The following is a 26,076-nucleotide window of genomic DNA, read 5'->3' as shown; positions in this document are numbered from 1 at the left end:
TTTTAAGAATGAATCAGTACTTACAAAAAAGACTGTCTGGACTTCAAGGTGTCGGGATCGAACCCGGCAATCTGCTTATAGCGATTCGAGATGGCCTCCAGCTCGCCGCGGCTGATAATGTCTTCGATACGGCCGAAGGGCTTGTCGCCCGATTTTTCATAGACTTCTCTGAGTATGGTATCGGGAGGGTTTTGACGATTGGTGAGGACCACACGCGTAGTGGCCTCAACCCGGGCCCGGTCGTAATTCATCAGTGCGCCATGGGTCAATCCCGACCGTTTCAGCTGGCCCGCCAGATATCGCGCATCGATAATGGCCTGGCCCGCACCATTGGACCCCCTGGGCACCATGGGATGCGCCGCATCGCCCAGCAGGGTCATGCGGCCCTGAGTCCAGGTGGGAAGCGGATCCTGGTCCACCATGGGGTATTCAAATATGGCTTGTGCGTCCTGTATCAGCCTGGCAACGTCCAGCCAGTCGAAATGCCAATCGGCAAACGCCGGGAAAAAATCCTCGAGGCGGCCCTGGCGAGTCCAGTCCCGCTGCACCCGCGCCGGCGATTCGATCTCGGCTACCCAGTTTATCAACTGGTTTCCCTGCGCATCGATATTGTTGCGAATCGGGTAGATCACCATCTTGCCATGCGCCAGCCAGCCTGCCCGCACCATGCTGGCCCCCGTCAGGAACGGCTTGCACGATGTCACGCCACGCCACATGTTTATGCCGGAATAGCGCGGCGCTCCTTCATGCGGATAAAGCTGCCTGCGCAACGCGGAATGGATTCCGTCGCACCCGACAACGATAGCTGCAGTGACGGGTGCAAGCCCATTTCCCTCGCCGTCCTCGAAACTGGCCACGGCGTGATCGTCCTTCTGGCTGACTCCCGTGCAACGACATCCGGTTACCACGCTCCCCTCGCCAAGGCGCTCAAGCACGGCGGCCAGCAACACCATCTGCAGGTCGCCACGATGAATGGAATACTGAGGCCAGTCATAGCCTGCAGCCCGTCCCGCCCCCTCGCTATACACAAACTGCCCGTGGCGGGTAAAGAATATGGATTCTTTTGTCCTGACTCCGACAGCATCCAGCCTGGGCAACAGGCCCAGCTCGTCCAGCTCTTTGGTGGCATGCGGCAACAGATTTATACCCACTCCAAGCGGCGCGATCTCAGCGACAGCCTCATACACGCGACAGGAAATGCCCGCCTGATGCAGGCTCAGCGCGAGCACCAGTCCACCCACGCCCGCGCCGATGACGGCGACTTCGATATCGTGCCCGGCCATTCAAACCACCTCCACCGAAAGAGTACCCAGACCGTCGGCACCCGCCATCCGTTCTTCGCGCAAAAGACCCAACGCTTCCTGAATCGGCCGGTCCGAGTAACTGAACAACACCGCATCGTCATTGGCAAAAAGCCGGACGGGGAGCCACGATGGCGCCACAAACACATCGCGCGGACCGAATTCGAAGCGCTCTTTGCCTATGCTCACCGAACCCGCGCCCTCTACCACCGAAAATACGGTTGCGTCGGTAGAGCGATAGGCCTTGCCCTGGAACCCTGCCGGCAGCCACTGCATAAAAGTCGCCATGGTGGGCATGGCATAACCACCCGTGGTCGGATCGACATAACGCAATTTCACACCGTCCCAGGCATCGAGTTCGCCATGCCGATACAAATGATCCAGCGCTTCGCGGCTACGATCGTAGGGATAATTGAAGATCGGCGAAGTCTTGCCGAGGTGACCATGGCGCACAGGCACCATGTTGTAGCCGAAACGTGCAAAACTATTGCCTTCGGGGCGCAGGATGGGTTGCTCGGCCTCGGGGTAGTTTTCGGCAAAGCCCGCATCCATGAAGCGGACAAAGGGAATATCCAGCCCGTCTAGCCAGATGACCGGTTCGCCGCCCTCGGCCGCATGTACATTACCGTGATCGTGCCAAGTCCAGGACGGCGTGATGATGAAATCGCCAGGCCGCATGGTGGTGCGTTCGCCGTTGACCGAAGTGTACGCCCCTTCACCCTCTACGATGAAGCGCAGGGCCGATTGCACATGGCGGTGGCTAGGCGCGATTTCTCCGGGCAGGATCAGTTGCAGGCCGGCGTAAAGAGTTTGCGTAATGCTGGATTCGCCCCTGAGCCCGGGATTCTCCAGGACCAGGACGCGGCGCACCGCTTCCGCGGCGCTGATCAGATTGCCGGACTCCATGATTTCGGCGCGTACGGCGTTGTACTTCCAGATCGCGGGAGCGCAACGCGAGGTGGGTGACCTTGGCACCAGATTGTGCAGCGACTCCCACAGCGGGGCCATGTTTTTGGCGCTGATGCGCGCGTAATACTCATCCCGCTGGGCCTGATTAGCCGCCACATTCTTCATTTGTCTCTCCTCTTGGAGGCTTGATGCCCGCGATAAGCGGCCGTCGCTTGCTTTACGTGTTACCTCACGCAGCCCGCCTGCAAACCGTATAGTGCTAGGGCATTCCCTTTATTGTTCCCTGCCTGGTATATGTTTAATAATGAAATATTATTATCAATCATACCTAAATAAGCATGACTGACCAACCATAACGGCCAGCCCGCCGGCCTGATTATTGCCCGGAAAGGAAAAGGCCCGAAGATCGCTCTTCGGGCCTTTTTTTGAAACGCTTATATCGTTTAGATAATACGCGCCGCTTCGATCAGACGCACAACCGTCCACGACTTGTCGCGACTGATAGGACGGCCTTCGGAAATTTCGACGGTGTCGCCTTCGTTGTACTGATTCGTCTCGTCATGCGCCTTGTACTTATTGGAGCGCATTACGATTTTGCCATAGACAGGATGCTTGACGCGGCGTTCAACCTGAACCACCACGGTTTTATTCATCTTGTTGCTGACGACCTTGCCAATCAACGTGCGTTGACGCTTGGCTTCTTGCGTGTTTTGAGTTTCGCTCATCTTACTTTCCCGCCTTCTCAGTCACCAGGGTACGCACGCGCGCGATATCGCGACGAACTTTACCGAGCTGGCTGGTATTGGAAAGCTGCTGGGTGGCACGCTGCATACGCAGATTGAATTGTGCCTTGAGCAGGCTCTCGAGCTCTTTACCGAGCTCGGTGGCATCTTTGGAACGGAGTTCGCTAGCTTTCATGTGGTCTCCTTAAGCACCAATATGACGCGATACGAACGTCGTCGAGATGGGCAACTTGGCGGCGGCCAGGCGGAACGCTTCACGTGCAAGCTCTTCGCTTACACCTTCCATTTCGTAGAGCACCTTGCCGGGTTGAATTTCTGCGACCCAATATTCCGGGTTGCCCTTACCGTTACCCATACGCACTTCTGCCGGCTTCTGGGAGATGGGCTTATCGGGAAAGATACGGATCCAGATACGGCCGCCGCGTTTGACGTGGCGGTTGATCGCACGACGGGCCGCTTCGATCTGGCGTGCAGTCAGGCGGCCACGACCCGTGGCTTTCAGACCGAACTCGCCAAACGAAACTTGAGCACCACGCGTAGCCAGGCCCGTATTGCGGCCTTTCTGCTCTTTGCGGTATTTTCTGCGTGACGGTTGCAACATGTTTATTCTCCTTCAGGCGCTGGCGTAGCAGCCGGCGCGGCGTCTGGCTTTCGAGCCCCACGACCGCGTGCGGCAGCCGGACGGCGGCCATCGGGACGTTCGCCACGAGGTGCACGACGAGGACGGCGCTCTTCATCACGAGGAGCGGCGGTCTCTGGGGGCATTTCGCCGTTAGGCAGCATGTCGCCCTTGTAGACCCAGACTTTGATGCCAATGATGCCGTAAGTCGTTTGTGCTTCGGCCGTGCCGTAGTCAATAATGGCGCGCAGCGTATGAAGCGGTACGCGACCTTCGCGATACCACTCGGTGCGAGCGATTTCAATGCCGTTCAAACGGCCGGCACTCATGATCTTGACGCCCTGTGCGCCTAAACGCATGGCGTTCTGCATGGCGCGTTTCATGGCGCGGCGGAACATAATGCGTTTTTCGAGCTGCTGGGCAATCGAGTCGGCAATCAGCTGAGCATCGGTTTCAGGCTTGCGGATCTCTTCGATGTTGACGTGCACAGGCACGCCCATCAGGCGCTGCAGGTCGGCCTTGAGGTTTTCGATGTCTTCACCGCGCTTGCCGATCACAACCCCCGGGCGAGCCGAGTAAATCGTAATACGGGCATTCTTGGCAGGACGCTCGATCACCACGCGACCAACGGAGGCGCTTTTGAGTTTTTTCTTCAGATATTCGCGTACACGAATGTCCTGGGCGAGCATGCCGCCGAAGACTTTATCGTCGGCATACCAACGCGAACTCCAGTTGTGGTTGACCGCGAGGCGGAACCCAATCGGGTGTATTTTCTGTCCCATTGCGACTCCTTAAGCCCCGACCTTGACCACGATGTGGCAGGTCTGCTTTTCGATACGGTTACCACGACCCTTTGCACGTGCGGAGAAACGCTTCATCGACTGGCCTTTGTCCACATGAATCGTGGTGACTTTAAGCTCGTCGATATCAGCGCCGTCGTTGTGCTCGGCGTTGGCGATCGCGGACTCAAGAGCTTTCTTGAGTATGCCCGCGGCTTTTTTGGGTGTGAACGTCAGGATATTCAACGCCTGGGCCACTGACTTGCCGCGGACAGTGTCCGCAACAAGGCGTGTTTTCTGCGCTGAGATATGGACGCCACGGATAATAGCAGTAGTTTCCATCGCTTACCTCTTGGCCTTCTTGTCCGCAGCATGCCCCTTGAACGTGCGTGTCAGGGCAAACTCGCCGAGCTTGTGACCGACCATGTTCTCGTTGATGTAAACGGGAACGTGCTGGCGGCCGTTATGCACGGCAATCGTCAACCCAATGAACTCGGGCAGGATGGTGGAACGGCGCGACCAGGTTTTGATCGGCTTTTTGTCTTTGCCTTCGACGGCCGCATCGACCTTTTTGATCAGATGCGCGTCGACGAATGGACCTTTCTTGATAGAACGTGACATGTGGTTCGCCCCTTACTTGCGCTTGCGTCGTTGAACGATCATATTGTCCGTTCGTTTGTTGCGTCGGGTTCTGAAGCCCTTGGCCGGGGTTCCCCACGGGCTCACGGGCTCGCGGCCTTCGCCGGTGCGTCCTTCACCACCACCGTGCGGGTGATCGACCGGGTTCATGGCAACGCCACGAACCGTAGGCCGCACGCCACGCCAGCGCATGGCGCCAGCCTTGCCGATTTGACGCAAGCTGTTTTCTTCGTTTCCGACTTCACCAATGGTCGCACGGCAGTCGACATGTACGCGGCGCACTTCACCCGAGCGCAGACGCACTTGAGCATAAACACCTTCGCGAGCCAGCAAAACCGCCGAGGCGCCCGCTGAACGCGCAAGTTGCGCGCCTTTGCCCGGCAACATCTCGATGCAATGTATCGTGGTACCGACGGGAATATTGCGGATGGGCAAGGTATTGCCGGAGCGGATCGGGGCTTCTACCCCGGACACCAGCGTTGCGCCCACCGCCAGACCGCGCGGCGCAATAATGTAGCGACGCTCGCCGTCTGCATAACAAAGCAAGGCAATGTGCGCAGTGCGGTTGGGGTCGTATTCGAGACGTTCGACCTTGGCCGGAATACCGTCTTTGTTGCGGCGGAAATCGACCAGACGATAATGCTGCTTGTGACCGCCGCCGCGATGGCGCACGGTGATGTGGCCGTTGTTGTTGCGACCCGATCCACGTGTTTGCTTTTCGAGCAGCGGCGCGTAGGGCGCACCCTTGTACAGATCGGGGTGCACCACCTTGATCATGCCGCGGCGGCCGGCGGAAGTTGGCTTGGCTTTTACGAGTGCCATTTAATTCACCTCCGTAAAGTCGAGTTCCTGACCGTCTTTGAGCGAGACATAGGCCTTGCGCTCATTGCGCCGGCTGCCCATGAAACGGCCAAAGCGCTTTTCCTTGCCCTTGCGATTCAAGACTTGCACGGATTCGACTTCGACCTTGAAGAGGAGCTCGACGGCGGCCTTGATTTCAGGCTTGGTAGCGTCAGCGACGACACGAAAAGCGACCTGATGATTTTTTTCGGCAACGAAAGTGGCTTTTTCAGTCACGATCGGAGCCAGGATGATTTGCATTAAGCGTTCGGTGTTCATGCCAGCATCTCCTCGAACTGAGCAATCGCCGGCTTGGTGATCAGCACTTTCTTGTAGTGGATCAGCGACAGCGGGTCGGCATAACGCGGTTCGACCACGGCAACGTGCGGCAAATTGCGCGTTGCGAGGTAAAGATTTTCGTCGAGCACATCGGTAATGATCAGAACCGACTCAAAACCCATGTTTTTCAGCCTGGCCGCAGCCAATTTGGTTTTGGGCGATTCGAGCGCAAAGGTATCGACCACCGCGATGCGATCTTCGCGGGCCAGCTGAGAAAGAATCGCGCGAAGACCGGCACGATACATTTTCTTGTTGACCTTTTGGCTGAAGTTTTCTTCAGGCGAATTCGGGAAAGCGCGGCCACCCCCACGCCAGATCGGCGAAGATGTCATGCCTGAACGGGCGCGACCGGTACCTTTTTGACGCCATGGCTTTTTGGTGCTGTGACGGACATCGTCGCGACCTTTTTGCGCACGGTCGCCGCTGCGGGCGTTGGCTTGAAACGCCACCACAATCTGGTGGACCAGCGCTTCGTTGAAGTCGCGGCCAAACACCGTGTCGGGTGCGGCAAAGGTCGAAGCGGACTGACCTTGGTCATTGAGGAGCTTGAGTTCCATAATTAGGCTCCTTTCTTGGCCGACATCTTGATTGCCGGACGCACGATGACATCGGCGTTCTTGTGGCCGGGGACAGCGCCCTTGACCAGCAACAAACCGCGTTCTGCGTCGACGCGAACGATGTCGAGGTTTTGAACAGTGCGAGTCGCGTCACCCAAATGACCCGACATGCGTTTACCGGGGAAGATGCGGCCCGGATCTTGCGCCTGGCCGATCGAACCCGGAACGCGATGCGAACGCGAGTTGCCGTGCGAGGCGCGTTGCGAGGTGAAGTGGTGACGCTTGATGGTGCCGGCAAAGCCTTTACCAATCGTGGTGCCCGTCACATCAACTTTCTGACCTGCTTCGAAGACGCTTTCAACAGCGACGACCGCACCTGCTGTAAATTCAGCGGCGCGGGCCGGATCGAGGCGGAATTCTTTAAGGATGCTGCCGGCTTCGGCGCCGGCTTTGGCATAATGCCCTGCCTGTGGCTTGGTCACGCGCGAAGCGCGTCGGCTGCCGTAGGCAACTTGTACTGCTGCGTAACCATCGACTGCAGGCGACTTGACCTGGGTAACGCGATTGTTGGACACGTCCAGTACAGTCACCGGGATGGACTCGCCTTCCTCGGTAAAAATACGGGTCATGCCGACTTTGCGCCCCACAAGCCCAAGCCGATAGGCGGCAGGCGTAGGTGTCGGATTCGACATCGTTTTCTCCATTCCCGACTACGATTGGTCGGGGCTAATTAGGTGCAATGCAAAAAACGGGCGGCGCGCCTGCTGCCAGTGGCTCGTCAACAACAAGCTGTTGCCAGCAATGCTGTAACCAGGCGCCGCAACCAGGTATACCCCTGTTTTTTGACCACACGAATGTGCGTCTAGAATTGTATCTAGTCCCGCAATAACAAAAAACTTATTGCGAAGCCCTGTACTTTATCATGGGGCAGGGCTGCTTGGCAAGTGGCATTCTTTTTTCCGATACATGGCCCACGCAGGGTGCATACGTTCGCGGCCTATTATTTGCACAGGAAAATAATGGGCAGCCGGCCCTCGGTGATTACCCCTAAAACACCCATCTGTTCAGCTTCACGAAAGCATTAGACAGTTAACGTTGCAAGACTGTCGGCGGGGTGACATTTCTGGCCTGCAAAAAAAACTATAGCAAGGCCTGGGCGCGGGATGTCGCGGCGCCGCTTTATTGCAAAAAGGGGGATCACAATTGGCAAATATCAATAAAGACTATTACGGCGGCGTCCTGATGATTGTATTGGGGCTTGGCACCGTATTCAAAAGCATGGGCTATCACATCGGGTCGCTCGCCCATATGGGGCCGGGCTATTTCCCCGCCGCCATCGGCGTGCTGTTAGCGATTAGCGGTGTTCTGATTGCCATCAGCGGCATAGGAAAGACCCACCATCTTTCAAAAGAAGCCCTGCCTCCCGAATGGCGTGGCTGGCTATGCATCATAGGAGGCATCATCGCCTTTATTGTGCTCGGTGAATTCACGGGTTTATTGCCTGCCACCTTTGCCATCGTTTTTATTTCCGCGATGGGCGATCGAAAAAACACGGTCAAGGCCGCCGTTATTCTTTCCATCGCCATGAGCATTGTCGCCGTGGTGGTGTTCTGGTGGGCGCTGCAGCTCCAGTTTCCACTCGTCCGCTGGGGTTAAGCCATGTCCATAATAATGCAATCGTTTACCGACCTGGCGTACGGGTTTGGAATCGCCTTTGAACCCCATAATTTGATGTGGTCCATTTTTGGGGTGGTCGTCGGCAACCTGATCGGGGTTTTGCCCGGGATGGGCGCCCTGTCGGCCATTGCAATTTTGCTCCCTCTTACTTATGCCATGCACCCCGTGGCGGCCATTCTCATGCTGGCCGGTATTTTCTACGGCTCCATGTACGGCGGCGCGATTGGCGCCATTTTGCTTAACCTGCCCGTGCACGCCCCGCATGCCGTGACCTGCCTGGACGGCTACCCCTTGACCAAGCAGGGGCGCGGCGGCGCGGCCCTGGGGATCGCCATGATGTCGTCTTTTTTTGCGGCGACGGTGGGCATCTTAATAATGGTGTTTTTCTCCAACGTATTGGTCGAGGTGGCCTTCAAGTTTGGGCCCACCGAGATTTTCTCCATCATGATGCTGGGCCTGATCGCCGGCTCAACCATGTCCAAAGGTTCGGCCCTCAAAGGGGTCGCCATGACCCTGCTGGGCCTGCTGATTGGCGTGACCGGAACCGACGTCAACACGGGAACGATGCGTTTCACCTTCGGCATGATCAACCTCGAAGACGGGGTGGATCTGGTCGCCCTAGCCATGGGTTTGTTCGGCGTGGGCGAATTCTTGTTGGGCATCAATCGCCTTCAGATCATCGGCACCGGCCTGAAAATGAAGTTCAAGGACATGCGCCCCACCAAAGACGAGATGAAAAGATCGTTTTTCCCGATGCTGCGCGGCACCGCCGTGGGAGCCTTTTTCGGTATCTTGCCCGGCACAGGCCCCACCATCACTACTTTTGTGGCTTATGCGCTTGAACACAAGGTATCCAAACACCCCGAGCGTTTTGGCCACGGCGCGATTGAAGGCGTGGCCTCTCCCGAGGCGGCCTCGCACTCCAAAACGCAGGTCGATTTCATCCCCACGATGAGCCTGGGCATCCCCGGCGATGCGGTCATGGCGCTGATGCTGGGCGCCTTGATGATCCAGGGAATTCAACCCGGGCCGCAGCTGATTACCGAGCATCCCGATATATTCTGGGGTCTGATCGCCAGCTTCTGGGTCGGGAATTTGCTGCTCATCATACTGAATGTTCCGTTGATAGGGCTGTGGGTCAAGTTATTGCGGGTACCTTATAAATACCTGCTCCCCTCGGCCATGTTTTTCATTGCCGTAGGCTGCTTCAGCACCCAGAATAGCCTCTTCCAAGTGGGCGAAGTGGCGTTTTTCGGCATCGCCGGCGCCATCTTGGTGGCGCTCGATTTTTCGGTGGCGCCCATCTTGCTGGGCTATGTGTTAGGGCCCATGGTCGAAGAGAACTTCCGCCGCGCGCTGCTGCTCTCCCGGGGTAACCTGCTCGTGTTCGTCGAACGCCCCATCAGTGCATGGTTCGTCGGCGCCTGCGCGTTGCTACTGGGGGTTCAGATACTATTCTTTATCCGCGGCAAAATCAGACAGAAACGCACCCCGACCACGCTAACGGCGGCGATCTCCACGTTCGAAGATCAGGCCAAAGTAAGCGTCGGGCAAGTCGACGCATAAAACGGTATCTACAAACACATAGCGGTGGATGACACATGGCAGCCCTTGTGGCTGCCATTTCGACGCCACCGCCTACGAATCGCGCCATAGTACAAAATGCTCGACGTACCCGCCGTACAGGACGGTTCTCGATACCGTCAAGCGTGCCAACCCACTCGATCTTGCCACCGCTCCGATACCGATTTGATCACCCGCGATGAGGCAACAGAAATTCGCGCACGATCATCTCGAACCACTCGGGCTGTTCCAGATGCGCCGCATGTCCGCAAAAAGGCAGGATACATAAATGGGCATTGGCCAGAGCTTTCTGTAATTCCATGGCGCTTACGGGTGGATGGCTACGCTCGGCCTCTCCAGAAATGATAAGGGTGCGTGTCTGCACCTGTCCCAGACGCCCTTCAAAATCCGCATGCTCGGTGGCACGTATGGCCGCCGCGGCGGCGGGCAGGCTCATGCCCCGTCCGGCTTCCATACACAGGCGATGGGCCTTGGCATCGCGTATGGGATCGGCGAACCAGGAACTGACGATCCGTCTTATCGTGGCGTCTACGCCCTCGGTCTCCAGCCTGAGCAAGGTTTCAGCAATGGTTTCAAAGCGCCGCGCGCGGTTAACGCCAAGGCCCGCGCCATACAGCACCGCGCGGTTCAAACGATGCGCATGGTCACACAACAAGGTTTGCACGACGAAACCGCTCATGGAGTGGCCGATTACGTGAAAACGCTCCAGGCCTAATTTATCGGCCAGGTCGATCACACCGCCGGCGTAGTCGGCCAGGCTTGTGTAAGGCGCCGCTTCCGGCGTCGCGCCAAATCCTGGCCAGTCGGGCGCAATCACGTCGAATTGCTCGCCAAACCGCTCCATCAGAGCAGTCCAGAACAGAGACGAAGACGCAAACCCATGCAGCAATATCAAGGCCTCACCGCGCCCTTGCCGACGATAGAACATGCTGGCCCTCTGCGTTGACCGCCATGGCATTTGCGGCCAACCGCCCTTTTAGTTAATTGATAACCACGCCCGAACGTTTGATGACATCTTCCCAGTAGGGTGCTTCTTTGCGCAAATTGGCCTTGAAGGTCGCCGTACTTTCCAGGCTGACCACAAAGCCCTGATCCTGCAGTTTCTTCTGTATGGCGGGATCGCTCAGCACCGTGTGCAAGGCCTGCTCTACACGTTCCACGATAGGGGCGGGGGTACCCTTGGGTGCCGCCATGCCCCACCAGTTACTGACTACGGCACTGCCTATGCCCACCTCCTTGGTCGTCGGAACGCTGGGCAGCGCCGCGAAACGTTCGGGCAAGGCTACCGCCAGCACGCGCAGCTTGCCCGAAGGCAGATACGCGGAGGCAATCCCATAGCCTCCGATATAAACCTGGATCTGGTTTGCCAACAAAGCCTGCACGCCGGGAGCCGACCCACGATACGTCACGGCTGTCATATTGCCATGTATGGCTTCAGATAACATCCATCCGGATAGGGCCGGCGTTGTGCCAGCCCCCGGAGTACCGTAATTCAAGACTCCGGGATGCTTTTCTGCATAAGACTTGAGCTCCGCAAAATTATGTGCAGGCACACTGGCATTGAGGTAAATAAATGCCGGCACATCCACCACCTTGGCGATAGGCACCAAAGCTTTCGATGGATCGTAGCTCATGCCTTTATACAGGAACTGGTTAATGACAAAATTATTCGTGGCACCCAGCAACAAGGTATAACCATCGGGTGCAGCGCGGACCACTTCCTGTGTGCCGATATTCCCGCCGGCCCCGGATTTGTAATCCAGAATCACAGGCTGGCCCAACTCTTTGGCTAGGCCCGGCTGTAGCATCCTGAAGACGATGTCTCCTGCGGCACCCGCGGCATACGGCAATATGACGCGAATCGAATGGTCCGGATAAGCCGCACTGGCTACGGCGCTAAAACTCAAACTCAAGGCCACCAGCCATGTCTTTACACTACAACACCTTGCGAACATAAATGTCTCCCTGAAATCAAGCGCCTGCCGATACGTGCGGCGAGGCGTTTGCGCCCTCCTACAAATCAATTCGCATCAAATCATGCGCCAGGCTTATCGGGCCTTTGTAGCTCTTGCGCAAATCGCGCACGACCTCATCAAGCATATCCGGCCCCATCAAGTCTATAGGCAAGTGATTGGCCGCCGCTCGTTTTATGACCGGGCTAGTCGAGTCGAAATGGCCAAAATGAGTAGGCACGAGCTGTTTTACTTTGGCCCGCGCGGCAATTTTTCCAAGTTCCAGCGGGCTGGTGTGAGAATAGGTGCCCACACCCGATTTGGCGCGATGCGCAAGAAAAGACTCGGGAAAGGTGCACTCATGAATCAGCAGATCGGCATCTTGAGCCAAGCGCACCATGGATTCGCACGGAGCCGTATCTCCGCTGAATGCCACTACCTTGCCCTCAGCTTCCAGGCGTATGCCAAAACAGTCTGTGATTTCTGCAGGGATGTGATCTACCAGGTCTACATATATCCTGACATGTTCGTCCTGATAGATGAGTCCTGGACTAACTTCGGTAACCAGAGGACGCACGGCTTCGATGTTCTTTTGCCGCACTCCGTAGGCGGCGCGAGCCTGGATATCGACCTTGAAGGCGCCGTTTTCAAATGAATGATCGACAAAATCCCGTGTGCCACGGGGTCCGTACACCTTAAGTTGCCCGTCTCGATTGAACACCCAGCTGGATAAAACGAAGAAAGGCAAACCACAAATGTGATCGTAATGAAGATGGCTGAGAAATACCCACCCGACATCGGCCGGATTGATGTTGGCCCGCACCATTTGACGTGTAGACCCTTCGCCACAGTCGAAGAGATAATTTTTGCCATTATCCAAAGTGATCAAGATCGACGATTGCGCCCGATCCGGATCCGGCAAGGCGGCGCCAGTTCCCAGCATGGTGATTTTCAAAAGCCATCCCCTAAATGAAGCAGGTCTATGCGCACTTATAAAAGCCTTTCCTGTTCAATAACAAGGAACGAGCCATAAGTATTAAAGTACGCTTTTTAGTACTTTATACTTTCTGATCAAATTGTCAATAGTCTGCTCGGATCAAGCTCAAGCGGCCGGATTTCGGCCGGATTCTTCGCGCGGATGGAACTGGGTTTCTATGCTCAAGTATTTCGCAGGGTACAAAACACGGGCCGCGTACACAATTTCTTGCTGGGCATTGCGCGCCACGCGCAGCGCCTGCGCTACCGCCGTGCCAATTTCAATGTGCAACTCTTTAGCGACAACACCGTCTGCTGCACGTATCGTCAGCACTTGGCTTGCCGAATGCAGTTCATCCTTGAAATACCGATTAATGACGGGCAGAATCGGCTCGGACTCGAAGTGCGTTTTTTTCAAATCCAGCAGGCGCTTGATTACATACACCGTGTTGAAACTGTATGGAATATCGTCAGCCCAGTTCACCCGGGTGGTCCACCAATAAGTCGGGGCAGGAGTCTGGGTCGATATCTCGGCAGCCAGCGAGCCATAACCGCTGCCAAGCACCGTAAACCGGACCTTTAAATGCTCGATATGCTCAACCAGCGAACGCCAATCGGTGGGCAGCATTAACCAATGCTCCTTGCTCGCATCTCCAATCACAAAGGTTCCCTTGCCGCGAGTGCGCTCAATCAGCCCTTCCTGTTCGAGTTCATCGAGGGCGGCGCGCACGGTGGCACGCGAGACGCCATATTCGGCCACCAGTTCGAGCAAAGTCGGAATACGAGTCCCCACAGTCCACTCGCCACGCTCAAGGCGCGTTCGCAAGACGTACTTGACCTTGAGCGACAAAGGCAGCCGCGATTGCTTTTTCAGGACGGAGTGGATGTTGTCGACCATGCCGGTGCATATTGATAGACGAGGCCACCATATTACAGCCCTTCATGGCGCGCAGGAGGGAACTGGGTGGCAGAGAACGGCATGGCGCCCACAAGGGGTGCCGCTACAAATACGTACTCGTAAACCATGTAGCGACAGGCCTTGTGCCTGTCATGTAGTGCAAGATACGTATTTCGTCCGGGGATTTGCCACCCACAAGGGGTGGCACTACATGACAGGCACAAGGCCTGTCGCTACATGATTCACATGCCGTTTCGACGCCGCCGCCTACGAATCGCGCCGCACCACAAAATGCTCGACATAATCATTGACGGGGTGATTCTTGATATCGTCGGGAGTGCCTACCTGCTCGATCTTGCCGTCACGCAAAATGGCGATGTGCTGGCCGAGGCGAAGAGCTTCGTCAATATCGTGGGTAACGAACACGATGGTTTTCTGCAGACGTTGCTGCAGGGCAATCAACTGGTCTTGCATGTCATAGCGTATCAGCGGATCGAGCGCTGAAAACGCCTCGTCCATCAACAATACTTCCGTGTCGGTCGCCAGCGCGCGCGCCAGGCCCACACGCTGGCGCATACCGCCCGAAAGTTCGTCGGGATAATTTTTAGCGTATTCGGTCAGGCCTACCCGTTCCAGCCAGGCCAGCGCAAGTTCTCGCGCCTGCTTTTTATCGTCGCCGCGCACGTGCAGTCCAAACGCCACGTTCTCCAGCACGTTGATATGCGGCAACAGGCCAAAGCTCTGGAACACCATGCTGACCGTGCGCCGGCGCAACTGGCGCAAACCCGGCATATCCAGCGCCAGGATATTTTGACCATCGATCAGGATTTCGCCTGCCGACGGATCGATCAGGCGATTCATATGACGGATCAGTGTCGATTTGCCCGAGCCCGACAAGCCCATGATGCAGGAGATCTGGCCCACAGGCACGGTCAGGTTGACTCCTGCGAGCCCGACGTTGCACTGGGTCTGCGCCTGTACCGATTGCCGGGTATCGCCCGCCCGCAGCAGCGCCAGCGCCTGTGATTCATTGGCGCCAAATACCTTGTACACATCCCGGACTTCAATTTTGACGTCACTCATCGCGCACATCCACTTTGTTTTGGGCCTGGGCGCTGCGCCGCGACTTGCCGTAGGCCTGCGTAATGCGATCAATCACAATGGCCAGGATGACAATAGCCAACCCGGCCTGCAAACCCAGCCCGACGTTCAGGGTCTGTATGCCTGCCAACACGTCTTCACCCAGGCCGCGCGCGCCTATCATCGACGCCACAACCACCATGGCCAGCGCCATCATCGTGGTCTGATTGATGCCCGCCATGATGCTGGGGCGTGCCAGCGGCAGCGTAACCCGCGTGAGCATCTGCCAGCGCGTCACGCCAAACGATTGGGCGGCTTCCATAATGTCGAAATCCACCTGGCGCAGGCCCAAAGTGGTGAGCCGTATCAGTGGAGGCACGGCATAGATGGTGGTGGCGAACAAGGCGGGCACCTTGCCCAGCCCGAAGAACATCAGCACGGGAATCAGGTACACGAAGCTGGGCAGCGTTTGCATGACATCGAGCACCGGCGTCAGGACGCGACGTAAAAGGCGATGCCGGGCCATCAGGATACCGATCGGAATGCCGATAATAATGGCGAAGACGGTGGACACCAGCACCAACGCAAAGGTTTCCATCAGTTTGTCCCACAGGCCGACGGCGCCTATTGCATACAAACCGACCACATAACAAACCGCCAGGCTTATTTTCCGCGTGGCGTGCCAGGCCAACAGACCCACGAGAAAAAGGAACAGGATGGGCGGTATGGCCTCGAAGAATTGCTCCATGGGTAAAAGAACAGTGGTCAGGATGAGGTCGCTAAATGCGTGCAGGCTTTGGCCATAACGCTGCACGGCGGAAACCAGCTGCTTATTGACATACTCCGTCATGGACAACGACGGGAAGATCGAATGGCCGCCTTGCGCCACGGTGCTTTGAAGGCCGAGGGCCTGGGCCATGCGCGCCGCTCGGTCCGCAGGCATCCAGGCCTTCCATATCTCCGGGTGTTCATGCAAAAAGCGGTCGGCGGCCACATCGCCCCGTACATGCTGACTGGTCATGACGTAAATGATCTGGTTCAGCAAGGCCGGCTCGAACTGCACCCGCTGGAATAGCTTTATGACTTCAGAATTGCCTTTGGCAAACGGCGCAGATACGGCAATGCCCAGATGCGCAACCAGAAAATCGGTGGGGCAAAGCTCGCCTTTGCCGCTAACCACCGTGTCCCAGCACGCTTGATTGAACGGCGGCATGGCGATTCTTTTGAATCTGTACTTCGCCATCAGGCCCGTCGGCTGCCAGTAATAGAACAAGATGGGCTTGCCCTGGTCGTAGGCGGAGCTGATGGCTGCATCGAGCGCAGCGCCAGTGCCGGCACGGAAATTCGTGTAGCCCTGATCGAGATTAAGAACCTTTAGCAAGCGGGTGTTGGTCTGCTCGCAAACCCAACCGCTCGGGCAGTTCAGGAACCGGCCCTTCCCGGGTGTCTCGGGGTCGGCAAACAGCGCTTTATATTTGGGCAGGTCTTGCCATGATCGCAGATCGGGCGCCACGGCCTTGATGCCCCGCTTGGAGTCGCCGTTAACCACGTAATCGGGCACATACCAGCCTTGTCTCGCGCCGCCTTCAAGCGTATTGCCTATGACCTGAACCGTACCGGCCTTGATGGCATCTTCTATGATTTTTGTGCGCCCGGACCACAATTCGGCCACGACCTGCAAATCATTCTGAGTCAAGGCCGTCTCGGTAGCCGCCGCCGTTCCGGGCACGGCCTCGGTCTTGCAGTCGTAGGCCTTTTCCAGAATCTGCTGCAGCACATTCATGGTGAATTCGGCGCTTTCCCATGTCTGGCCGGCAAAACGAACGGGCTCGCCCTGATTGCAGGGCAACGCTTGGGCGCCGGCGGGCACAGAAACAAGAACCCACACCAGTAACACCAGAAGTAATCTCATTTTCGATCCCTCTCTTACCCGGTCACCATAAAACAAAAACGCCGTACTGTCCAAGTACGGCGTTTTCTCATCTTAACCCCCATGGGGGGTTGCGAAACTTTACTGCAGTGCAATTTCCACGTCTACGCCAGCAGGCAGGTCAAGGCGCATCAAGGCATCGACGGTCTTGTCGGTAGGGTCGACAATATCCATCAGGCGCTGATGAGTGCGCATTTCGAACTGATCGCGGGCCGTCTTGTTGACGTGAGGCGAGCTCAGGACGTCGTAGCGGCGAATACGTGTAGGCAACGGCACCGGGCCGCGCACGACTGCGCCCGTGCGTTTGGCCGTTTCAACGATTTCAGCCGCCGATTGATCGATCAATTTGTAATCAAACGCTTTCAAGCGGATGCGGATTTTCTGATTTTTCATGATGTGTCCTAAAGAACGAAAGAGGAAGAGGCTGTCCGCCCCTTCCTACGCAGGTATCAACTATTTAATGATTTTGGCAACGACGCCGGCGCCGACGGTGCGTCCGCCTTCGCGGATGGCAAAGCGCAGCCCCTCTTCCATGGCGATCGGCGCGATCAGCTTCACCGACATCGACACGTTATCACCCGGCAACACCATCTCTTTGTCCTTGGGCAGGTCGATCGTCCCGGTCACATCCGTCGTGCGGAAGTAAAACTGCGGACGGTACCCGTTGAAGAACGGCGTGTGACGCCCCCCCTCTTCCTTGGACAAAATGTACACCTCCGAGGTGAACTCCGTGTGCGGGTGAATCGAGCCCGGCTTGGCCAACACCTGGCCGCGTTCGACGTCTTCGCGCTTGGTGCCGCGCAGCAACACCCCCACGTTATCGCCCGCCTGACCCTGGTCGAGCAGCTTGCGGAACATCTCCACGCCCGTGCAGGTCGTCTTCACCGTGTCTTTGATCCCCACGATCTCCAGCTCTTCGCCCACCTTCACCACGCCACGCTCGACCCGGCCCGTCACCACCGTGCCACGGCCCGAGATCGAGAACACGTCTTCGACCGGCATCAGGAACGCCCCGTCGACGGCCCGCTCGGGCAACGGAATGTACGTATCCAGCGCCTCGGCCAGCGCCAGGATCGCCTGCTCGCCCATCGGGCCCTTGTCGCCCTCGAGCGCCAGCTTGGCCGAACCCGTGATGATCGGCGTATCGTCGCCCGGAAAGTCGTACTTCGAGAGCAGCTCGCGCACTTCCATCTCGACCAGCTCCAGCAGCTCGGCGTCGTCCACCATGTCGGCCTTGTTCAGGAACACGATGATGTACGGTACGCCCACCTGGCGCGACAGCAGGATGTGTTCGCGCGTTTGCGGCATCGGGCCGTCAGCGGCCGACACCACCAAAATCGCGCCGTCCATCTGTGCCGCACCCGTGATCATGTTCTTGATATAGTCCGCGTGCCCCGGGCAGTCCACGTGCGCGTAGTGACGTGCCTTGGTCTCGTATTCCACGTGCGAGGTATTGATCGTGATCCCGCGCGCCTTCTCTTCGGGCGCCGCGTCAATCTGGTCGTACCCCTTCGCCTCGCCCCCAAACGCCGCCGCCAGCACCGTCGTGATCGCCGCCGTCAGCGTCGTCTTGCCGTGGTCCACGTGACCGATCGTCCCTACGTTGACGTGCGGTTTGGTCCGTTCAAATTTGCCTTTTGCCATGATTTATCCTATCGATATTTTCAAGGAAACAAAAAATTTACCTGCCCACTCCGAGTGGGCAGGCTCTAATTACTTACCACGTGCGCTGATGACTTCTTCGGCCACGTTTTTAGGTGCTTCAGAGTAGTGCTTGAACTCCATGGTGTACGTAGCACGGCCCTGTGTCTGCGACCGCAGGCTGGTTGCATACCCGAACATCTCGGCCAGAGGCACCTCGGCCTTGATAACCTTGCCGCCGCCGACCATGTCGTCCATCCCTTGAACCATGCCGCGGCGCGAAGACAGATCACCCATCACCGTACCGGCATAATCTTCAGGCGTTTCCACCTCGACCGCCATCATGGGCTCGAGCAGAACCGGGCTGGCCTTGCGCATACCGTCTTTGAACGCTATGGATGCAGCCATGCGGAACGCGTTTTCATTGGAGTCCACGTCGTGGTACGAACCGAAAAACAGCGTCGCCTTGACATCGACCACCGGATAACCCGCCACCACACCGGCCGGCAAGGTATCGCGAAGGCCTTTCTCGACCGCGGGGATGTATTCGCGCGGAACCACGCCGCCCTTGATGGCATCGACGAACTCAAAGCCACCGCCGGGAGGCAAGGGTTCGAGCTTGAGCACGACGTGACCATATTGGCCGCGACCACCCGATTGCTTGACGAATTTGCCTTCGATCTCTTCGCAAACCTTGCGTATCGTTTCGCGGTAGGCCACTTGCGGTTTACCCACATTGGCTTCCACGCCGAACTCGCGCTTCATGCGGTCGACCAGCACTTCAAGGTGCAGTTCGCCCATGCCTGAAATAATGGTTTGGCCCGACTCTTCGTCGCTGCGTACGCGAAATGACGGATCTTCCTGCGCCAGGCGCGACAAGGCAATGCCCATTTTTTCCTGGTCAGCCTTGGTCTTGGGCTCGACGGCCTGCGAAATCACGGGCTCCGGGAATATCATGCGTTCGAGCAGCACGTGCGAATCGAGATCGCACAGTGTTTCGCCCGTAGTCACGTCTTTCAGACCCACGACGGCGGCAATGTCGCCGGCCAGAACTTCCTTGATCTCCGAGCGATTGTTGGAGTGCATCTGCAAAATACGGCCGATACGCTCTTTCTTGCCCTTGATGGGGTTGTAAACCGTATCGCCCGACTTCAGCACGCCGGAATAAACCCGAACAAACGTCAATTGGCCGACAAACGGGTCGCTCATCAACTTGAATGCCAGCGCCGTAAACTTGGAGCTGTCGTCAGCGACGCGGGTCACCACATTACCGTCGTCATCCTGACCTTCAACAGGAGGAATATCCACCGGCGAAGGCAGGTAATCGATCACCGCGTCCAGCATGCGCTGCACGCCCTTGTTCTTGAACGCCGTGCCGCACAGCATGGGTTGAATTTCGCCCGCGATAGTCCGCGTGCGAATTCCCAGATTGATCTCGTCTTCAGTCAGAACACCCGTTTCCAGGTATTTGTTCATCAGCTCCTCGGACGACTCCGCGGCCGATTCGACAAGCTTCTCGCGCCATTCATTGGCCAAGCCGACCAGGTCGGCCGGGATGTCGATGTATTCGAACTTGGTGCCCTGGCTGGCTTCGTCCCAGACTATGCCTTTCATCTTCACGAGATCGACCACACCCGTGAAGGTGTCTTCAGCGCCGATAGGAATAACGATAGGCACGGGGTTGCCCTTCAAGCGCGACTTCATCTGATCGTAGACCTTGAAGAAGTTCGCGCCCGTGCGGTCCATCTTGTTGATGAACGCCAGGCGAGGGACGCCGTACTTGTTGGCCTGACGCCATACCGTCTCGGATTGCGGCTGCACGCCGCCCACGGCGCAATACACCATGCAGGCGCCGTCGAGCACGCGCATGGAACGTTCTACCTCGATAGTGAAATCGACGTGCCCCGGGGTATCAATGATATTGATGCGGTGCTCAGGATAGTTGCCGGCCATACCGCGCCAGAACGCCGTGGTGGCCGCCGAGGTGATGGTAATGCCACGCTCTTGCTCTTGCTCCATCCAGTCCATGGTGGCCGCGCCATCATGGACTTCGCCAATTTTATGGTTAACGCCGGTGTAGAACAGAATGCGTTCGGTAGTGGTGGTTTTCCCTGCATCAATGTGCGCAGAAATGCCAATATTGCGGTAGCGCTCAATGGGGGTTTTGCGAGCCATGTTCGTATCCTTAGATTACCAGCGGAAATGACTGAAGGCTTTATTGGCTTCGGCCATTTTGTGCGTGTCTTCACGCTTTTTCATTGCGGCGCCGCGACCTTCGGCCGCATCCATCAGCTCACCGGCCAGGCGCAAATCCATCGATTTTTCGCCACGTTTCTTGGCTGCTTCACGCAACCAGCGCATGGCCAGCGCCAGGCGGCGCACGGGGCGCACTTCTACAGGCACTTGATAGTTTGCACCACCTACACGGCGGCTTTTGACTTCAACAACAGGCTTGATGTTGGTGATGGCAAGATTGAAAATCTCGATAGGCTCTTTGCCGGTTTTAGCCTGCACCTGGTCCAGGGCACCATAGATGATGCGTTCGGCCACTGCTTTTTTGCCCGACAGCATGACTACGTTCATGAATTTGGCCAGATCGACACTGCCAAATTTAGGATCAGGGAGAATTTCACGTTTGGGAACTTCGCGACGACGGGGCATTTTTACTTCCTTGTGACAGTTCAGTTGAGCCGTGCTTTGCACGACCACGGCCATTTAAACGATGGCCACTTACCTGCGATGGACACCATATCCACCGCTGCACTTGATTGACCAGACAGGCTGGCCATAGGTTTTACGATTTTTTCGGACGTTTGGCGCCGTATTTGGAACGCGACTGCTTGCGGTCTTTAACCCCTTGCAAATCGAGCGAACCACGCACAATGTGGTACCGCACACCAGGCAAATCCTTTACCCGGCCGCCACGCACAAGAACCACCGAGTGTTCTTGCAGGTTGTGGCCTTCGCCACCAATATACGAAATAACTTCGAAACCGTTGGTAAGGCGCACCTTGGCAACCTTACGCAGCGCCGAGTTAGGCTTTTTGGGGGTTGTGGTGTACACACGAGTGCAGACACCACGGCGCTGAGGGCAGTTTTCGAGCGCGGGGCTCTTGCTGTTCGCGCTACTGACTTCGCGCGGCTTGCGCACGAGTTGGCTAATGGTTGGCATGGCCTTTACGCATCCTTTGACCTGTACGTTTTTCGCACTCTTAAGTACTATATTGCGTACTGAATTTACGTATTTGAATGAGTCGCCAGACACCTGTCGCCAGCACAAAGCCGACAGCAAAACGTCTTGGGCGGTTATGCAAAACCGCCCAAGACGAATAACGTAAAAGAGCGGGTCTTGCCTTTTGAAGCATGTTTATAACTACTTTGTAGCTGTTTCGCCGTTGCATTTTACCTGCAACGGCTAACGGGCAATTAATCTATAAAATTGTCAGTTAGCTGGGCATATTAGCATGCAAATCTAGCGATGGTCAATCGGAAGACAACTACCCAACCGTAGGCTTTGGGGCAAACGTGACGCGCTCGACACCGCAACATCATTTAAGTACCATTGCTTACACAAGAATCCATTTTATCGTCAAGCCTGGGACGGCCTTGGTTTTTGTCCAGGTAGCCGCTTGCCGATCATTTCAAGGACCCAGTCCCACCCATGAATATTGCTTCCCTCGAAGACGAACTGGCCCAGGCGCAATTCATACAACAGCTACTCATCGACGCAGGACACCGGTGCACGATCTTCACCCGGGGCAAGGAGCTACTCGACGTATTGCAAAAAACCCAGCCCTTCGATCTACTGCTGCTTGACTGGGAAGTTCCCGATATGTCGGGCATTGACGTTGTGCGCTGGGTACGCACGCACCTGGGTTATGCCATCCCCGTGCTGTTTCTGACCAATCACACGCTGGAAGAAGACCTGGTCGTAGGCTTGCAGGCAGGCGCCGACGACTATATGTCCAAGCCCCTGCGCGCCGCGGAGCTGCTGGCGCGGATCGCAGCGCTCACGCGCCGTAACCAGGCGACGCCGAACGATTCTTTATTCCATGTAGGCGCTTATACCGTCGACCCCGCCTCGCGCACCATACAGCTTCATGATCAGGCGATTACGCTGGCGCCTAAGGAATTCGAGCTGGCACTGTTGTTTTTGCGCAATCCAGGACGGCTGTTTTCCAGAGATGTTCTAAGCTCCGCCGTCTGGAACCGCGAAATTCCCGCCACATCGCGTACCCTTGACACCCATCTTTCCAATATCCGCCAAAAGCTCGATCTGCGGCCTGAAAACGGGGTGAGGCTAAGTTCGTCGTACGCCCTCGGGTACCGTCTCGAACTTATTCCCAAAAATCCCGCCTGAACCCATTCATTACCCCATGCTTGCTCGCTTTCTGTTTTTGCCGCTATTGATTGCCTTGACCGGGGCCGCCCCCGGCATTGCATATGCCCAGGCTGCCGGCGCCCGCGGCGACGATTTTCTGTACAAAATCATGCCCAACGACACGCTGACCGCCCTCGCCGGCCGATTTACAAGCGGGGCGGGAAACTGGGGCCGGCTGCAGGCGCTAAACGCCGTTCAGGACCCCACCAAGCTCGCAATCGGGCGGGAAATCAAGATCCCCTTTTCAATGATCCCGGAACGGCCCGCAAGCGCGCTGGTCACCCACGTGAGCGGGCAGGCCAGCGTCGACGGCCGCGCCCTGCGCACCAAGGATCAAGTCCCGGAAGGCAAAACCGTACGCACCGGCGCCAATGGCTTTGCCACCTTGCAGCTTGACGACGGCAGCCTGCTTTCGATACCCCCGGAGTCTACGCTGGAGATAAAACGCCTGCGTGTTTTCAAGGGGGCCGGCCTGACCGACTCGGTCATCAGCATGAAGCAGGGCTCGGTGGAATCCACCGTAGCGCCCAAAGAAACGGGCGTTGGGCGGTTCGAAGTACGCACGCCTCTGAGCATTACCGGCGTGCGCGGCACCCGTCTGCGCGTGCACGCGTCTTCCCGAGGCGCCCAAAGCGAGGTTCTGAAGGGCGTCGCGCACATTACCTCGGAGCAGGCGCAAAACGCCACGCTTCACCAGGATCAGGGCACCGCCATCGATGCTCAAGGCAAGCTGCTCGGTATACGGCCTTTGCTGCCTCCTCCCAACCTGCCCGCCTCGACTGGAAAAAGCGGACGCCAGTCCATGCGTTTCCCGGCAGTCGCCGCGGCCAGTTCCTATCTGGTGCGAGTCTCATCGGACAAGGCCGGCGCCGATCTGGTTTCAAGCCAGTCGTTTGACAAGCCCGACATCACGTTCGGCGCGCCGGGTCCCGGCACCTACTACGTGGCGGTCCGAGCCATTGACTCGCTCGGAATTGGCGGGCGAGACGCGCAACGGGCTTTTTTGGGCGCCAGCGTTTTACACTCTTCGGATGGCGCTCCGATCCTGGCGGGCGATGGCAGTTACGTGTTGCTGACCGATTATTGATATGGCGCGTCATGCCGACTTCTGGTGGCATCTGGAACAGCGCATACGGGTTGAATGGTGGGCGGTGGTCGCCTCCCTGGCGCTATTCACGCTTCTGATCAGCTATTTCAGCACTGGCCTGGGGCTGATTCGCCTTGACCAAACCTTTTACGATGCCACCCTGGCCACCTCCACCACTCGGGCGGCATCGCCCGACATCGCCATCATTGCCATCGACGACAGTAGCCTGGAAGCGCTTGGTCATTGGCCCTGGCGACGCACGGTACACGCGCGGCTGCTGGACCGGCTGCACGAGGCAAAGGCTATAGGGCTGGATATTGTTTTCGGGGATGCCGATCGCGTCTTCCCCAACGACGACGCACAACTCGCACAAGCCCTGTCCCGTCAAGGCAGGGTCGTACTGCCGCTGGTGTTGGGCGCGGGCACCGGACAAAGGCCGCTCGCGCCGCTGGCCGAAGCGGCTAATCGCCTCGGTTATATCAACGCCGACCTCGACTCCGATGGCACGGTGCGTTCGGTAACCCTGCAGCGTGCGCCGGCCTCGGGTGCGCAGGCCCAGCATTTCGTCGTCTCCATGCTGGAGGCCGCCGCAGCGGATACCGCACTGGCGCGCCTGAAAACCCGGCCGCTTGCCACGCCCTTATTGATTCCTTATGCCGGACCTCCCGGCCACTTCACCATGTACCCCTATTGGGCCGTACTCGACGGCCGTGTGCCGGCCGCCCGTTTTAAAGACAAATATGTGCTGATAGGCGCCTGGGGCACGGGCCTGGGCGATAAATTCTCGACGCCGGCCGCCCGCATGGGCAACGCCATGTCCGGCGTCGAAGTCCTGGCCAACGAGTTGCAAAGCGCTCTCGAAAACCAATGGATAAGCACCCCCGGGCGCTGGCAAACCGCCCTGTTGGCCTGCCTGCCGGTATTGCTGGCGTGCATGGCATTGCGCCGCCTGTCGCCTCGACGTTCATTTTTGATCATTGCCGCCGTTTTGCTGCTGATTTTTGTAGCAAGCTGGCTGCTGATGCGTTATGCGCAAATATGGATGCCGGTTACCGCAAGCCTGATCGGCGTCGCCCTGGCCTATCCCGTATGGAGCTGGCGCAGCCAGGAAGCCGCCCTGCAGCACATCGACCACGAACTGCGAAAGCTGAACTCGGAACGCGGCGCCATCGATCTGGCGCTGGTGCCCGGAGAGCGCACGCGCGCCGATGGTTCTCTGTCTGCACGGATCACTCAACTGCACGGCGCCATCGCGCAATTGCGCCACGCGCAAAGCAAACGCGAAGCCACTCTGCGGTTCCTGTCGCACGACATGCGCTCGCCGCAAAACTCCATACTTGCACTCACACAGATGCAAAGCCATCCCGGCCATGCCCTGCCGCAACCGGAACTGCTCGATCGCGTCAATACCCACGCCCGCAAGACCCTTGGCCTGGTGGACGGTTTTGTGCAGCTTGCGCGAGCCGAGGCCATAGAAATTACCCGCCAGCCGCTGGATCTGGTCGATCTGGTAACACAAGCGTGCGATGAATTCTGGGCGCTCGGGCAGCAACATCATATGGCCATACTCTTTACGGATCACCCGGAGGCGGCCTGGGTAAACGGCGAATCAACGCTACTCGCCCGCGCCGTGTGCAACCTGCTCGATAACGCCATCAAGTACAGCCCCGACCACACGGAAATCAGCTGTCATGTATACCGCCGGGACCAAGCCTGGGCGATTCTCATTCTCGACCAGGGCCGGGGCATCAGTTTGCAGCAGCAAACTGGCCTGTTCGAGCCGTTCACCCGGCTGAACGAAGACGCGCCTCATAACCCTTCGGGTGCGGGCCTCGGACTGGCGCTGGTGAAAACGGTTGTCGTGCGCCATGGCGGATCGATCTCGGTGCGCAGCAACGAGCCGCGCGGGACGGCATTTGAAATTTGCCTGCCTGCGGTTGAAATGTAGCGGCAGCGCTAGGGTATTTTCGGTTGAAGTGTTTACGGAACTCAACGCATTTCGCGTCGCTGTTTCTTGAGTCGTTTTGGGTGGTGAGGTCGTTCTATTAACACGCCGCAGGGCGAGGGGTGGGTACCGTCCGGTCCGTCCAGCGGTCGGGGCGCTACGCGCTCCGACTGCCCGGGTCTGCCTCGTCCAGGCGGGCG

The 26,076-nt window shown here is 57.6% G+C and carries 28 protein-coding genes; 5 read left to right on the top strand and 23 right to left on the bottom strand.

The window, feature by feature from the left end; translation table 11 throughout:
* Positions 1–20: 20 nt before the first annotated feature.
* From EDC26_RS18600 to rplC, 12 genes are all read right to left on the bottom strand, one after another.
* Entirely contained in the window at positions 21–1,283 is a 1,263-nt protein-coding gene (locus tag EDC26_RS18600) for a flavin-dependent oxidoreductase (protein ID WP_132585668.1), read from the bottom strand.
* Positions 1,284–2,375, bottom strand: coding sequence for a gentisate 1,2-dioxygenase (gtdA, locus tag EDC26_RS18595; protein ID WP_132585665.1), 1,092 nt, complete (start codon positions 2,373–2,375; stop codon positions 1,284–1,286).
* A gap of 278 nt (positions 2,376–2,653) precedes the next feature.
* Complete coding sequence (rpsQ, locus tag EDC26_RS18590) at positions 2,654–2,935, bottom strand: 30S ribosomal protein S17 (RefSeq protein WP_132585662.1); 282 nt, start codon at positions 2,933–2,935, stop codon at positions 2,654–2,656.
* A gap of 1 nt (position 2,936) precedes the next feature.
* Positions 2,937–3,128: a 50S ribosomal protein L29 gene (rpmC, locus tag EDC26_RS18585; protein WP_132585659.1), complete on the bottom strand. Its 192-nt coding sequence runs from the start codon at positions 3,126–3,128 to the stop codon at positions 2,937–2,939.
* 9 nt (positions 3,129–3,137) lie between these two features.
* A complete protein-coding gene (gene rplP, locus EDC26_RS18580) occupies positions 3,138–3,554 on the bottom strand; it encodes a 50S ribosomal protein L16 (RefSeq protein WP_113932165.1) in 417 nt (138 codons plus the stop codon).
* Between the two features lie 2 nt (positions 3,555–3,556).
* A complete protein-coding gene (gene rpsC / locus EDC26_RS18575; protein ID WP_132585655.1) occupies positions 3,557–4,354 on the bottom strand; it encodes a 30S ribosomal protein S3 in 798 nt (265 codons plus the stop codon).
* Between the two features lie 9 nt (positions 4,355–4,363).
* Positions 4,364–4,693: a 50S ribosomal protein L22 gene (gene rplV, locus EDC26_RS18570; RefSeq protein WP_132585652.1), complete on the bottom strand. Its 330-nt coding sequence runs from the start codon at positions 4,691–4,693 to the stop codon at positions 4,364–4,366.
* Between the two features lie 3 nt (positions 4,694–4,696).
* Positions 4,697–4,972, bottom strand: a complete 276-nt coding sequence (gene rpsS / locus EDC26_RS18565; RefSeq protein ID WP_132585649.1) for a 30S ribosomal protein S19 — start codon at positions 4,970–4,972, stop codon at positions 4,697–4,699.
* Positions 4,973–4,984: 12 nt separating this feature from the next.
* Complete coding sequence (rplB, locus tag EDC26_RS18560) at positions 4,985–5,812, bottom strand: 50S ribosomal protein L2 (protein WP_132585646.1); 828 nt, start codon at positions 5,810–5,812, stop codon at positions 4,985–4,987.
* Entirely contained in the window at positions 5,813–6,109 is a 297-nt protein-coding gene (gene rplW / locus EDC26_RS18555) for a 50S ribosomal protein L23 (RefSeq protein ID WP_132585643.1), read from the bottom strand.
* On the bottom strand, positions 6,106–6,726 hold the full coding sequence (rplD, locus tag EDC26_RS18550; RefSeq protein ID WP_132585640.1) for a 50S ribosomal protein L4: 621 nt from the start codon (positions 6,724–6,726) through the stop codon (positions 6,106–6,108). The genes rplW and rplD overlap by 4 nt, the downstream gene beginning before the upstream one ends.
* A gap of 2 nt (positions 6,727–6,728) precedes the next feature.
* Entirely contained in the window at positions 6,729–7,418 is a 690-nt protein-coding gene (gene rplC, locus EDC26_RS18545) for a 50S ribosomal protein L3 (protein WP_165931068.1), read from the bottom strand.
* A gap of 550 nt (positions 7,419–7,968) precedes the next feature.
* On the opposite strand from rplC, the gene EDC26_RS18540 reads away from it, so the two are divergent.
* Together EDC26_RS18540 and EDC26_RS18535 are read left to right on the top strand one after the other, a co-directional pair.
* Positions 7,969–8,382, top strand: coding sequence for a tripartite tricarboxylate transporter TctB family protein (locus tag EDC26_RS18540; protein ID WP_132585772.1), 414 nt, complete (start codon positions 7,969–7,971; stop codon positions 8,380–8,382).
* A 3-nt stretch (positions 8,383–8,385) separates the two neighbouring features.
* Entirely contained in the window at positions 8,386–9,969 is a 1,584-nt protein-coding gene (locus tag EDC26_RS18535; protein WP_425012901.1) for a tripartite tricarboxylate transporter permease, read from the top strand.
* Positions 9,970–10,156: 187 nt separating this feature from the next.
* Here EDC26_RS18535 and EDC26_RS18530 read toward each other — a convergent pair whose 3' ends face one another.
* The 11 genes from EDC26_RS18530 to rpsL form a co-directional block, all read right to left on the bottom strand.
* A complete protein-coding gene (locus tag EDC26_RS18530) occupies positions 10,157–10,915 on the bottom strand; it encodes an alpha/beta fold hydrolase (protein ID WP_132585634.1) in 759 nt (252 codons plus the stop codon).
* A 52-nt stretch (positions 10,916–10,967) separates the two neighbouring features.
* Positions 10,968–11,906, bottom strand: coding sequence for a Bug family tripartite tricarboxylate transporter substrate binding protein (locus EDC26_RS18525; RefSeq protein ID WP_425012916.1), 939 nt, complete (start codon positions 11,904–11,906; stop codon positions 10,968–10,970).
* 94 nt (positions 11,907–12,000) lie between these two features.
* Complete coding sequence (locus tag EDC26_RS18520) at positions 12,001–12,894, bottom strand: MBL fold metallo-hydrolase (protein ID WP_132585631.1); 894 nt, start codon at positions 12,892–12,894, stop codon at positions 12,001–12,003.
* 147 nt (positions 12,895–13,041) lie between these two features.
* Entirely contained in the window at positions 13,042–13,812 is a 771-nt protein-coding gene (locus tag EDC26_RS18515) for a GntR family transcriptional regulator (RefSeq protein WP_132585628.1), read from the bottom strand.
* A gap of 267 nt (positions 13,813–14,079) precedes the next feature.
* Positions 14,080–14,895, bottom strand: coding sequence for a quaternary amine ABC transporter ATP-binding protein (locus EDC26_RS18510; RefSeq protein WP_132585625.1), 816 nt, complete (start codon positions 14,893–14,895; stop codon positions 14,080–14,082).
* Positions 14,888–16,804 (bottom strand): glycine betaine ABC transporter substrate-binding protein, encoded by a 1,917-nt coding sequence (locus tag EDC26_RS20635; RefSeq protein ID WP_132585622.1) that lies wholly within the window; start codon positions 16,802–16,804, stop codon positions 14,888–14,890. The genes EDC26_RS18510 and EDC26_RS20635 overlap by 8 nt, the downstream gene beginning before the upstream one ends.
* Before the next feature lie 99 nt (positions 16,805–16,903).
* Positions 16,904–17,215, bottom strand: a complete 312-nt coding sequence (gene rpsJ / locus EDC26_RS18500) for a 30S ribosomal protein S10 (protein ID WP_132585619.1) — start codon at positions 17,213–17,215, stop codon at positions 16,904–16,906.
* A gap of 60 nt (positions 17,216–17,275) precedes the next feature.
* On the bottom strand, positions 17,276–18,466 hold the full coding sequence (tuf, locus tag EDC26_RS18495) for an elongation factor Tu (RefSeq protein WP_132585054.1): 1,191 nt from the start codon (positions 18,464–18,466) through the stop codon (positions 17,276–17,278).
* 69 nt (positions 18,467–18,535) lie between these two features.
* Complete coding sequence (gene fusA, locus EDC26_RS18490; RefSeq protein WP_132585613.1) at positions 18,536–20,638, bottom strand: elongation factor G; 2,103 nt, start codon at positions 20,636–20,638, stop codon at positions 18,536–18,538.
* A 15-nt stretch (positions 20,639–20,653) separates the two neighbouring features.
* Complete coding sequence (gene rpsG, locus EDC26_RS18485) at positions 20,654–21,124, bottom strand: 30S ribosomal protein S7 (protein ID WP_132585610.1); 471 nt, start codon at positions 21,122–21,124, stop codon at positions 20,654–20,656.
* Between the two features lie 133 nt (positions 21,125–21,257).
* Entirely contained in the window at positions 21,258–21,635 is a 378-nt protein-coding gene (rpsL, locus tag EDC26_RS18480) for a 30S ribosomal protein S12 (RefSeq protein ID WP_132585605.1), read from the bottom strand.
* 489 nt (positions 21,636–22,124) lie between these two features.
* On the opposite strand from rpsL, the gene EDC26_RS18475 reads away from it, so the two are divergent.
* From EDC26_RS18475 to EDC26_RS18465, 3 genes are read left to right on the top strand one after another with little or no spacing between them, the layout of a single operon-like run.
* On the top strand, positions 22,125–22,823 hold the full coding sequence (locus tag EDC26_RS18475) for a response regulator transcription factor (RefSeq protein ID WP_132585602.1): 699 nt from the start codon (positions 22,125–22,127) through the stop codon (positions 22,821–22,823).
* A gap of 16 nt (positions 22,824–22,839) precedes the next feature.
* Positions 22,840–23,931 carry a FecR family protein gene (locus EDC26_RS18470; protein ID WP_132585599.1) on the top strand — a complete coding sequence of 364 codons (1,092 nt, stop codon included), beginning with the start codon at positions 22,840–22,842 and terminating at the stop codon, positions 23,929–23,931.
* Position 23,932: 1 nt separating this feature from the next.
* On the top strand, positions 23,933–25,879 hold the full coding sequence (locus tag EDC26_RS18465) for a CHASE2 domain-containing protein (protein ID WP_132585596.1): 1,947 nt from the start codon (positions 23,933–23,935) through the stop codon (positions 25,877–25,879).
* The last annotated feature ends 197 nt before the right edge of the window (positions 25,880–26,076 follow it).

The sequence above is a fragment of the Paralcaligenes ureilyticus genome (assembly GCF_004346225.1).
Lineage (GTDB): Bacteria > Pseudomonadota > Gammaproteobacteria > Burkholderiales > Burkholderiaceae_B > Paralcaligenes > Paralcaligenes ureilyticus.
The sequence above is the reverse complement of the archived record's forward strand: the minus strand, read 5'-3'. Positions and strand labels throughout refer to the sequence as shown.

Excerpts from the sequence above, each read along its gene's own strand:
- EDC26_RS18600 (WP_132585668.1), bottom strand. The coding sequence starts at position 1,283 with ATGGCCGGGCACGATATCGAAGTCGCCGTCATCGGCGCGGGCGTGGGT.
- gtdA (WP_132585665.1), bottom strand. The coding sequence starts at position 2,375 with ATGAAGAATGTGGCGGCTAATCAGGCCCAGCGGGATGAGTATTACGCG.
- rpsQ (WP_132585662.1), bottom strand. The coding sequence starts at position 2,935 with ATGAGCGAAACTCAAAACACGCAAGAAGCCAAGCGTCAACGCACGTTG.
- rpmC (WP_132585659.1), bottom strand. The coding sequence starts at position 3,128 with ATGAAAGCTAGCGAACTCCGTTCCAAAGATGCCACCGAGCTCGGTAAA.
- rplP (WP_113932165.1), bottom strand. The coding sequence starts at position 3,554 with ATGTTGCAACCGTCACGCAGAAAATACCGCAAAGAGCAGAAAGGCCGC.
- rpsC (WP_132585655.1), bottom strand. The coding sequence starts at position 4,354 with ATGGGACAGAAAATACACCCGATTGGGTTCCGCCTCGCGGTCAACCAC.
- rplV (WP_132585652.1), bottom strand. The coding sequence starts at position 4,693 with ATGGAAACTACTGCTATTATCCGTGGCGTCCATATCTCAGCGCAGAAA.
- rpsS (WP_132585649.1), bottom strand. The coding sequence starts at position 4,972 with ATGTCACGTTCTATCAAGAAAGGTCCATTCGTCGACGCGCATCTGATC.
- rplB (WP_132585646.1), bottom strand. The coding sequence starts at position 5,812 with ATGGCACTCGTAAAAGCCAAGCCAACTTCCGCCGGCCGCCGCGGCATG.
- rplW (WP_132585643.1), bottom strand. The coding sequence starts at position 6,109 with ATGAACACCGAACGCTTAATGCAAATCATCCTGGCTCCGATCGTGACT.
- rplD (WP_132585640.1), bottom strand. The coding sequence starts at position 6,726 with ATGGAACTCAAGCTCCTCAATGACCAAGGTCAGTCCGCTTCGACCTTT.
- rplC (WP_165931068.1), bottom strand. The coding sequence starts at position 7,418 with ATGTCGAATCCGACACCTACGCCTGCCGCCTATCGGCTTGGGCTTGTG.
- EDC26_RS18540 (WP_132585772.1), top strand. The coding sequence starts at position 7,969 with ATGATTGTATTGGGGCTTGGCACCGTATTCAAAAGCATGGGCTATCAC.
- EDC26_RS18535 (WP_425012901.1), top strand. The coding sequence starts at position 8,386 with ATGTCCATAATAATGCAATCGTTTACCGACCTGGCGTACGGGTTTGGA.
- EDC26_RS18530 (WP_132585634.1), bottom strand. The coding sequence starts at position 10,915 with ATGTTCTATCGTCGGCAAGGGCGCGGTGAGGCCTTGATATTGCTGCAT.
- EDC26_RS18515 (WP_132585628.1), bottom strand. The coding sequence starts at position 13,812 with ATGGTCGACAACATCCACTCCGTCCTGAAAAAGCAATCGCGGCTGCCT.
- EDC26_RS18510 (WP_132585625.1), bottom strand. The coding sequence starts at position 14,895 with ATGAGTGACGTCAAAATTGAAGTCCGGGATGTGTACAAGGTATTTGGC.
- EDC26_RS20635 (WP_132585622.1), bottom strand. The coding sequence starts at position 16,804 with ATGAGATTACTTCTGGTGTTACTGGTGTGGGTTCTTGTTTCTGTGCCC.
- rpsJ (WP_132585619.1), bottom strand. The coding sequence starts at position 17,215 with ATGAAAAATCAGAAAATCCGCATCCGCTTGAAAGCGTTTGATTACAAA.
- tuf (WP_132585054.1), bottom strand. The coding sequence starts at position 18,466 with ATGGCAAAAGGCAAATTTGAACGGACCAAACCGCACGTCAACGTAGGG.
- fusA (WP_132585613.1), bottom strand. The coding sequence starts at position 20,638 with ATGGCTCGCAAAACCCCCATTGAGCGCTACCGCAATATTGGCATTTCT.
- rpsG (WP_132585610.1), bottom strand. The coding sequence starts at position 21,124 with ATGCCCCGTCGTCGCGAAGTTCCCAAACGTGAAATTCTCCCTGATCCT.
- rpsL (WP_132585605.1), bottom strand. The coding sequence starts at position 21,635 with ATGCCAACCATTAGCCAACTCGTGCGCAAGCCGCGCGAAGTCAGTAGC.
- EDC26_RS18475 (WP_132585602.1), top strand. The coding sequence starts at position 22,125 with ATGAATATTGCTTCCCTCGAAGACGAACTGGCCCAGGCGCAATTCATA.
- EDC26_RS18470 (WP_132585599.1), top strand. The coding sequence starts at position 22,840 with ATGCTTGCTCGCTTTCTGTTTTTGCCGCTATTGATTGCCTTGACCGGG.
- EDC26_RS18465 (WP_132585596.1), top strand. The coding sequence starts at position 23,933 with ATGGCGCGTCATGCCGACTTCTGGTGGCATCTGGAACAGCGCATACGG.